The 569-nt window shown below is 33.2% G+C and carries 1 protein-coding gene; it reads left to right on the top strand.

Annotation, left to right across the window (positions count from 1 at the left end; all coding sequences use genetic code 11):
- Nucleotides 1-498: transposase (locus HR057_RS16870; RefSeq protein WP_173732667.1), on the top strand; the 498-nt coding region annotated here is incomplete at its 5' end.
- Nucleotides 499-569 lie beyond the last annotated feature (71 nt).

Raw genomic sequence — 569 nt, 5'->3', positions numbered from 1 at the left:
AGTGAACAAGGATATACGGGTACGTATTCAGGCGTTCGTATAGCAGTTGAAAGTATCCGAAAAGAACGAAAATTACAGAAATCTCTCGAACAACCCTATCGAATATCACGACAGAAAATAAGCTCATGTATATGGAAACTAAAATCAAATCTCTCTGGTGAAGAAATTCAATTGCTTGAACAATGTTTTAAATATTATCCATCACTCAAACCATTTTACGAAACCGTTCAACACTTTAGAAAAGCATGTGATGAATGGGACTATCCTAGATTTTTAACATGGTTAAAAGAACAATTATCTTCTAAAAATAACTCTTTATATAGATATGCCCTACGGATACAGAGTGATTTGAAGGCGATTAAACATGCATTTCTTACTCCATTTAGTAATGGAGTAGTAGAAGGCCATGTTCATCGATTAAAACTCATTAAACGTATGATGTTCGGACGTGCTAAGCTTGATTTACTTGAAAAGCGAGTATTGTATCATTGGAAATAATTATTTTAGAAAATTTCAATGATTCTTCGATACATACAGACATCTTTCTTCACCAAATGTTCGTAAGAACC

It is taken from the genome of Calidifontibacillus erzurumensis (assembly GCF_013303125.1).
Taxonomy (GTDB): Bacteria; Bacillota; Bacilli; order Bacillales; family Bacillaceae_J; genus Calidifontibacillus; species Calidifontibacillus erzurumensis.
Note: the sequence above shows the minus strand (reverse complement) of the source record. Positions and strands in the feature narration are given on the sequence as shown.